This is a genomic window from Thermoanaerobacterales bacterium (assembly GCA_030019475.1).
Taxonomy (GTDB): domain Bacteria; phylum Bacillota; class Desulfotomaculia; order Desulfotomaculales; family JASEER01; genus JASEER01.
The window spans coordinates 1-6,468 of record JASEER010000065.1 but is presented as its reverse complement, the minus strand read 5'-3'; the positions used below and the strand labels follow the sequence as shown (position 1 = coordinate 6,468).

Here is a 6,468-nt window from a genome sequence, read left to right as displayed (position 1 = left end):
ATTCAGTTCCCTGGCCACCGCAAAAATCTTCCTCCTTTGTGCCGCCGTCATGTTTTCCACCGTCAGCCCTCCTTACAAGCCTTCGCTGTCGCTCAGGTTCCAGATTACAGTTTTCAGACTACAGACTACAAGACAAAAGCGGCGCGGAAGCCGACGTAGATGCTCGCGTACGACGGCGGAGCGCCCAGGTAGAGGGCGAACCCCGAACGGGCGTAGGACCCGTGGTACCAGTTCCCGCCACGTAGAGCCGCGCGCTCACCTTTCAGTCCGGCCCAGAAGTAATCCGTGATAGTGTCGTCAACCGGGTACAGGGCCAGCTCCTTCAGGATGTCCGGCACATCTATGTCGGCCTCCAGGGCGTTGAAGCGGCACCCGTTCCAGCTCCCCTTCGGTTTGTTCGTGGTGAGCATCAGCCCGCCTTCCGTCTCGGAGTATTTCAGCGTTTTGCCGTCCACTGTCACCGTCTCCCACCGATCCGTGCGCCTGGCGGCGTTGTTGTCCGGGACGATCTGCAGTTCTCCGTTCAGCAGCCGCACCCCGGAGCACCACTCCCAGACATTGCCGCACAGGTCGAAGATGCCGTCCCGCGTGTGGTCGTGCGCCCAGGTGTCAGGGCCTGAGCCGGTCAACACCTTGCAGTCGTCGAAGCAAATGCCCTTTTCGTCCGGGTGGTCGATATTGGAACCCCAGTCATTGTTCCCGCGCGGCAGGGTGCCGTTCTTCTTCGACCAGAGCGCCAGTGCTGCCCATTCGGCGTTCGTCATCAGGTGCCAGCCTGGGCCTTTGAGTTCGCAGGCGGCGACCGCCTCGTCAAAGGTCACATTAACCGCCGGCTCCTGGAACGGAAGGCTGTAGGCCCTTTCGTTCACTATGATGTTCTGGTACTTGCTGATGAACAGCTCGTCCTTCTCGACGCCATCCACAATAAAGGCCGAATGAATTTTGTCCGGTCCTCCCGGTATCACGTCCGAAACCCGGAACTTCGGAATTCTCACCATAATGCTGGGCTTGCCCGCGTCATCGTAAATCAGAGCGTTCGACATAATTTAACCTCCGTTCGTTTTTTAATAAGGGGCGGCTATTTCACCGTCACCGCCACCCAGATGTCCTTTTCCCTGGCCAGCACCGCCTGGTGGCGGCTGCCCACCAGCTTCAGCCTGTACTTGCCGTCCCGCTGCCTCTTGGGCCGGCGCACTTCCAGGCTCCTGGTCACCCAGGCCCGCTGGGCGGAAGCGGGGGCGGTGCCTACCCGCTCCCGGTAGCGTTCCTGAAAGTGTTCCGTGAGAATAACCGTGATTTGCCTGATCTGTCGCCGCACCGCCGGCACCCCCTTAAGGGAGCCAGCCCCAGTACCTGGCCACCACCAGGGCGGCCACAAAATACCCGGCGACAAAGCCGGTGAAGATATAGGCCAGGGCCTCCGCCATCTTATTCCGCACAGCCTACACCTCCTTCACATAACGCCTTCGGCTTCCAGGCCCACTTTGATGCCCTCTTCGACCACCACGGCGTGCCGGATGGCGTCCAGGGCCTTGGTGAAGTCCTCGGTGTTCCGCGCGTACCCGGCGGCCTCTAGCAGGTGAACGATCTTACCGTAGTTAACCGCCTCTTGAACGAAATAGGCAAAGTGCTCCGCGTCTTTGTCGGCCAGGCCGGCGATCACCTTCAGGCTCTCCACGTCCTTCTCGTAGTTGCCTTTCAGCTTCTTCTTCAAGGTCTTCCTGGTCTTTTCGTCGCCGGTGATCTGGGCGATCACTTCATCCACCGACTGTTCCACGTATGCGCCCTGAAAAATGGCGGTCAGCAGGCGCTTGAACGGTTCCGACAGCTTATACTGCGGCTCTTCCTTCACAAAGTCCTTGAGCAGCGTTTCGCCGACAACCTGCAGCAGGAAGTGGTACGACACCAGCTTCAGGGTCTCGGTGGTCGTCACCGCCACCTTGGCGTTTTGCGTCCCCCAGAACTCCACCTGCTTGACCTTCCTGTCCTTCATGAGTTCAACGGCCTGCCGTTGAAATTCGGCCTTCAACTTTTCGATCTCTTTCTTGGCTTCGGCGGCCAGGTTGACCCACTTGGCAAACTCGTCTACCTTGGCTTTCATTACCGCCTCATCCATTGGTTCCGACCTCCTCCGCCATCCTGGCCACGCAGGACCGGCAGACGTTTCTGCCCATGTATTTGCCGACGTTCTCATGGCTCTGACAGAACATGCAGCGCGGCGTGTGCTGGCTTATCACTATCCGCCCGTCGTCCACGGTGATGTCCACCGCTTCGCCGGCCAGGAAGTTGTATTCCCTTCGCACATCCGCCGGGATGGTCAGGCCGCCGCCTTTACTAATCACCTTGTGCTTCATTGCTTGGTTCATCTTTTGTCCCTCCTCTAAAGTCTTGCTGTGCCTGCCCGTGCCGTCCGGAGTAGGCAGTTAAACCTTTTCTCGGCCGCCGTCAGTTCCAGGACGGCCACCTCCACGAAGTCGCCCTCGGCGTGATTCAGCCTCGCTTCGGCAGCCCTCACGGCCCGCAGGGCGTCCTCGAACTCCTCCTTTGTGACCGGCGGCGGGTATTGCGCCGCCCTTTTCCGTCGCAATAGCTTCACCTTTTACCCCCTTTCCGGTAGTCCGGCCCGTCCACCCGCACCAGGTGGCACATTTCAAACAGCCGGCTGGTGATCCGCTCCCAGCCCGGCAGCTTCTCCAGTTCCTCCAGCTCCAGGTTGGAAGTGATGATGGTGGGCAGCATTTCCCCGTACCGGGCGTTGATGATGAGGTACAGGCGCTCCGTCACCCACTCGGTGTTCCGCTCGGCCCCCAGGTCGTCCAGGATCACCACGTCCATGGTCTTCAGAAGCTCCAGGCGCTCCTGGGCCTCCTGGCCGGGGCCGGCCTGGGGCCGCAGCAGGTCCATGATCTCCGGGACGCTCCCGCATATTCCCGGCACACCCCTGGCCAGGAGTGTGTTCAGGATGCCATAGGCCAGGTGGCTTTTGCCCGTGCCCGGCGGGCCGACGAAGCAAAGACCGTTTTTATTCTCCTGGCGCAACGCCTCGAACTGCTCCGCGTACCGGCAGGCGATTTTCCAGGCTCCTTTTTGGTAGGTGGAGTCGAAGTCCTCCAGCCGCCGTTCCCGGAAGCGCCGGGGTATCCTGGCCGTCTTGAACAGCCGTTCCAGCCTGGCCTGCTCCTTCCGGGCGATAGCGCAGCGGCATTGCCGCATCCTTTCGCCGTCCTCGTCCCTCACAAACACCCAGCCGCCGCCGTCGCACTCGTTAAAAGGGCATGCCGGTTTCGTCGCTTCCGTCGATGTAGTGGCTCCGGTATTTGCCTTGACCGTAGCCGCCACGCGCCGGGTGATCTCCCCCAGGTTTTCCACCCGTTTCACCCCTTTCCCGCGCCAGCCCCCGCATGATGCCCCTGGTATAGGCTTCTTTCTTGGCCGGGTACTTCCTGATGTGGATGCCCAGGGCCTCCGTCACCACCTCGGGCGGGAACTTGGCCCAGTATTCCATTTCCTTGACCAACACCGACGCGGCCACCCTGCCCGTCTTGCGGGTGGACCGCAGCACCTCGAAGTACCGGTCCACCACCTGAAGCTGGGCCGGCGTGTACCGCCGTCGCAGCTCATCCAGTTCCATTACTCCGTCACCTCCGGCCGTCGCAGCGCTTCGGCCTCCTCGTCGGCCCGGCCGGCTGCGGCCAGAAGGGCCATCGTGAAGATGCCCACCCAGCCGCCGACAACAAAAGCCGCTAATAGCCACCATGCGGAAATCAGGATAACCCCCCCCCCGGCTTGCGGGCCACCAGCATGGCGTTTTGTTCATCGAAAACACACAGCGCCCGGCAGGGGACGGGCCAGCCGTCGCCGGCCAGCTTTCTGATTAACTGAGTGGCCGAAATCAGCAGCCCGTGGGTGGAAGTCTTGCCCCTGTCCGAATTGGCCGGGACGCCGGTCCCGCTTTTCTTGAGCGCCAGGAATTGCTTGTTGACCCCGATCTGCACCCGGTCGCCGGCCTTCATGCCGGCCGCCAGGGCCGCAGCGCTGGAGACCCTCATTTGTGACTTGCCTATGTAGATGAAGAGGGTATTCCCGCCGCCCTTCGCGCGCGCCTCCTCACCGTACCAGGTGAACGCCTCCGGCTGCCAGGTGGTTTTTACCTCGCCGGCCGGTCCGGCGTCCCGCAGGTCGCGGGGGTAGCCGCTCCTTGTCGGCTTATGTTCCCGTGCCATTCTAACCCTCCTTTCTAATTTGCAAGCTCTGTCAGGCAGTACGGTATGGGCAGGTCGTCCAGCCTGTCCCGTATTGCCTCCAGGCACGCCAGCAGCTCCTCTTGATTGACGCAGATGTACGGCGTCATCTTGTACATCAGCTCCGGCTCATCCTGGCCGGACAGCAAGATGACGGTGGGCTTGCCCGCACCCGCCGCGTAACCCGCCTCCAGGTGAGCGCTCCGGCCGCAGGGCAGGACCAGCACGCACACGTCGCACCCCCGCAGGGCCGCCATGTCCAGCGCAAAGCCCGCTTCGGCCACCGGGTGCTTGAGGGCTTCCCGGAATTCGGCCGCGTTCCAGTCCTGCCACGCGGGGCTGATCTCGGTCCACTGGAAACCGTGGTTGCCTGGTTCCGGGTTCTTGAAGTCGTAAACCTGATACCCCCCCTCACGGAGCAGTTGCACGATCTCCTGCTGGCATGAATTCCGCCACGACGACGCCACGTAAATCCTCAAGTTATCTCCCCCTTTCGTATGGCTCCTCATTCAGTGCCGGGGTGCCAACCCCGGAGAGGGGGTAAGGGCCGGGAATATGTGCCGGCCCTGCCAGACAATACTTGTTGCAATCCGCCGCCAATTCGGTTACCATGTACTGTAAGGCGTGGTCTATACGCTGAAGCTGAGGACAATGTCCCCCAGCTCCTGCACCAGGTCCTCCGTGATGAGGTCGCCTTCCGTGACCTCCAGGAGCCGGCCCAGGGCCTTGACCAGTTGGCGTATGCCCCGCCGCCGTCCAATGGCGGTCAATAGCTTCTTGGCCTCGGGTGTGGCGTTAATCCTGACCAGGAAGCTATTGGCTTCTTGTTCGGAGATGCCTGTCAGCTTCCGGAAGTATCCGATGCGGTCCCGCAGCCGGGCCATCTCCGGCCGGTCCTCGGCGTAGAGGAGAATCCTCTCCGCCAGGGCGTTGTTCCCGCAGAGGACCACGCCCACAGTCTTGCACTTGTCGTATATCCCCCGGATGGCCTCCAGGACGGTGGGGCCTTTAAGAAGGTCCGCCTCGTCGTAGATCAGGAGGCGCGGGTTTTTCTTCAGCTCCTTTACAATCCTGCGCAGCAGGCTTGAGGAGGTTCCCCTGGGGTCTATGTTCAGAGCTTCCGCCGTGTCCGCCAGGACGCTCTTGATGGTGCTGGTCTCGTCGCAGGTGACCAGCACCACCTCCAGGGGGTTCTGCTTCTGGTAGGCTTCCAGGGTGTAGGTCTTGCCGGTGCCGGGGTTGCCGGTCAGCAGCCCGAACTCCTTGTTTAGGTGGCACATCCGGCAGACCCCTTGCACCCGTTCCGCGTCCCCGGTGAGGACAAAGCCCAGTTCCTTAATCCGCTTGATATACCCGCCTTCCGGCGCGGCCGTTTCGGCGGCCGCCGCCGCTTCGGCTTCCGCCGGGTCGTCCTCCCAGCGGCCAATCTTCTTCAGGTACTCCCGGACGGCCTTGACCATTTCCTCGCTGTCCGGATAATCGTTGTTGATGTAACGGCTTACCGCAGAGCGCGACATACCTATGGCCTGGGCGATGTCGCTTTTTTTCGTGCCTTCCTCGTTGGCCACTTTCCACAAAAGCGCCCTTTCTTTGGACCAACCCGAACCGGGCCGGACCCCATTCATGCCGTCGTAATCTTGCGTAGACATTTACTCTCCCCCTTTAAAAGTTTTATCCCTGGCTTCCCGCCCGCCTGATAAACTCGTCAAACCTGCCGCTGGACTGCTTCTTCTTGGGCTTGTCCGCCGGCTTGGCGACCGTTTCCCTGGCCCTGGCCGCTTCCTCCATGCCGGTGATCATTCTCACGTCGGTCTCGTCGGTGGTGGTGCCGATAATCCTGGCCCTGCCGCCTTCCTGGCGCTGGGCCACCACGGCCTCCAGGCCGTCCTCGCGGCAGGTCTGGTATTCCTTAAGCCGCGTCTTGACTTCTTTCTTGCGCTGCGCCCGCTGCTTGATAAGCTCCTTGATGTCGTCCTTGGAGGCGTCCCAGGACAGCAGCTCCTTGTTGGTGGCCGTGCAAACATATCTTCCGGTCTTGGGGTCGAACACCAGCAGCTCGCCGATCCGGTTGGGATCGTAGCGGACAACCACCTGTCGCCCCACGTAGTTCTCCAGGAGCCTGTGGGTATACCAGCGCCGGTTGTTCTTGGTCCCGAAACGCTGGATGCCGGCCGGGCTGACTTTGGCCTGCTCCACGTCCATCAGGCAGATGTCCAGCACCCGCGCT

Annotated in this window: 11 protein-coding genes; all 11 read right to left on the bottom strand. The window is 61.5% G+C overall.

The genetic code is table 11. The features are described from left to right. Positions 1 to 125: 125 nt before the first annotated feature. Positions 126 to 1,043, bottom strand: a complete 918-nt coding sequence (locus QMC81_11485; GenBank protein ID MDI6908091.1) for an SUMF1/EgtB/PvdO family nonheme iron enzyme — start codon at positions 1,041 to 1,043, stop codon at positions 126 to 128. Positions 1,044 to 1,078: 35 nt separating this feature from the next. Then, the gene (locus QMC81_11480) at positions 1,079 to 1,318 is read right to left on the bottom strand and encodes a hypothetical protein (protein MDI6908090.1); all 240 of its coding nucleotides are present in this window, start codon (positions 1,316 to 1,318) and stop codon (positions 1,079 to 1,081) included. Positions 1,319 to 1,453: 135 nt separating this feature from the next. Continuing rightward, the gene (locus QMC81_11475; protein MDI6908089.1) at positions 1,454 to 2,116 is read right to left on the bottom strand and encodes a hypothetical protein; all 663 of its coding nucleotides are present in this window, start codon (positions 2,114 to 2,116) and stop codon (positions 1,454 to 1,456) included. Beyond that, the gene (locus tag QMC81_11470; GenBank protein ID MDI6908088.1) at positions 2,109 to 2,366 is read right to left on the bottom strand and encodes an AbrB/MazE/SpoVT family DNA-binding domain-containing protein; all 258 of its coding nucleotides are present in this window, start codon (positions 2,364 to 2,366) and stop codon (positions 2,109 to 2,111) included. Before QMC81_11470 ends, QMC81_11475 begins: the two co-directional genes overlap by 8 nt. A gap of 14 nt (positions 2,367 to 2,380) precedes the next feature. Then, positions 2,381 to 2,596 (bottom strand): hypothetical protein, encoded by a 216-nt coding sequence (locus tag QMC81_11465; protein MDI6908087.1) that lies wholly within the window; start codon positions 2,594 to 2,596, stop codon positions 2,381 to 2,383. Beyond that, a complete protein-coding gene (locus QMC81_11460) occupies positions 2,593 to 3,243 on the bottom strand; it encodes an ATP-binding protein (GenBank protein ID MDI6908086.1) in 651 nt (216 codons plus the stop codon). Before QMC81_11460 ends, QMC81_11465 begins: the two co-directional genes overlap by 4 nt. Before the next feature lie 22 nt (positions 3,244 to 3,265). Beyond that, positions 3,266 to 3,631 carry a hypothetical protein gene (locus QMC81_11455; protein ID MDI6908085.1) on the bottom strand — a complete coding sequence of 122 codons (366 nt, stop codon included), beginning with the start codon at positions 3,629 to 3,631 and terminating at the stop codon, positions 3,266 to 3,268. A 133-nt stretch (positions 3,632 to 3,764) separates the two neighbouring features. Next, the gene (locus tag QMC81_11450) at positions 3,765 to 4,223 is read right to left on the bottom strand and encodes a hypothetical protein (protein ID MDI6908084.1); all 459 of its coding nucleotides are present in this window, start codon (positions 4,221 to 4,223) and stop codon (positions 3,765 to 3,767) included. 14 nt (positions 4,224 to 4,237) lie between these two features. Next, entirely contained in the window at positions 4,238 to 4,720 is a 483-nt protein-coding gene (locus QMC81_11445; protein MDI6908083.1) for a hypothetical protein, read from the bottom strand. Positions 4,721 to 4,870: 150 nt separating this feature from the next. Then, the gene (locus QMC81_11440) at positions 4,871 to 5,890 is read right to left on the bottom strand and encodes an AAA family ATPase (protein ID MDI6908082.1); all 1,020 of its coding nucleotides are present in this window, start codon (positions 5,888 to 5,890) and stop codon (positions 4,871 to 4,873) included. Positions 5,891 to 5,912: 22 nt separating this feature from the next. After that, on the bottom strand, positions 5,913 to 6,468 hold a 556-nt coding region (locus QMC81_11435; protein ID MDI6908081.1), incomplete at its 5' end, for a Mu transposase C-terminal domain-containing protein.

What these genes read in the sequence shown, in the direction of transcription:
- QMC81_11485 (MDI6908091.1), bottom strand. Translation starts at nt 1,043, where the DNA reads ATGTCGAACGCTCTGATTTACGATGACGCGGGCAAGCCCAGCATTATG.
- QMC81_11475 (MDI6908089.1), bottom strand. Translation starts at nt 2,116, where the DNA reads ATGGATGAGGCGGTAATGAAAGCCAAGGTAGACGAGTTTGCCAAGTGG.
- QMC81_11470 (MDI6908088.1), bottom strand. Translation starts at nt 2,366, where the DNA reads ATGAACCAAGCAATGAAGCACAAGGTGATTAGTAAAGGCGGCGGCCTG.
- QMC81_11455 (MDI6908085.1), bottom strand. Translation starts at nt 3,631, where the DNA reads ATGGAACTGGATGAGCTGCGACGGCGGTACACGCCGGCCCAGCTTCAG.
- QMC81_11450 (MDI6908084.1), bottom strand. Translation starts at nt 4,223, where the DNA reads ATGGCACGGGAACATAAGCCGACAAGGAGCGGCTACCCCCGCGACCTG.
- QMC81_11440 (MDI6908082.1), bottom strand. Translation starts at nt 5,890, where the DNA reads ATGTCTACGCAAGATTACGACGGCATGAATGGGGTCCGGCCCGGTTCG.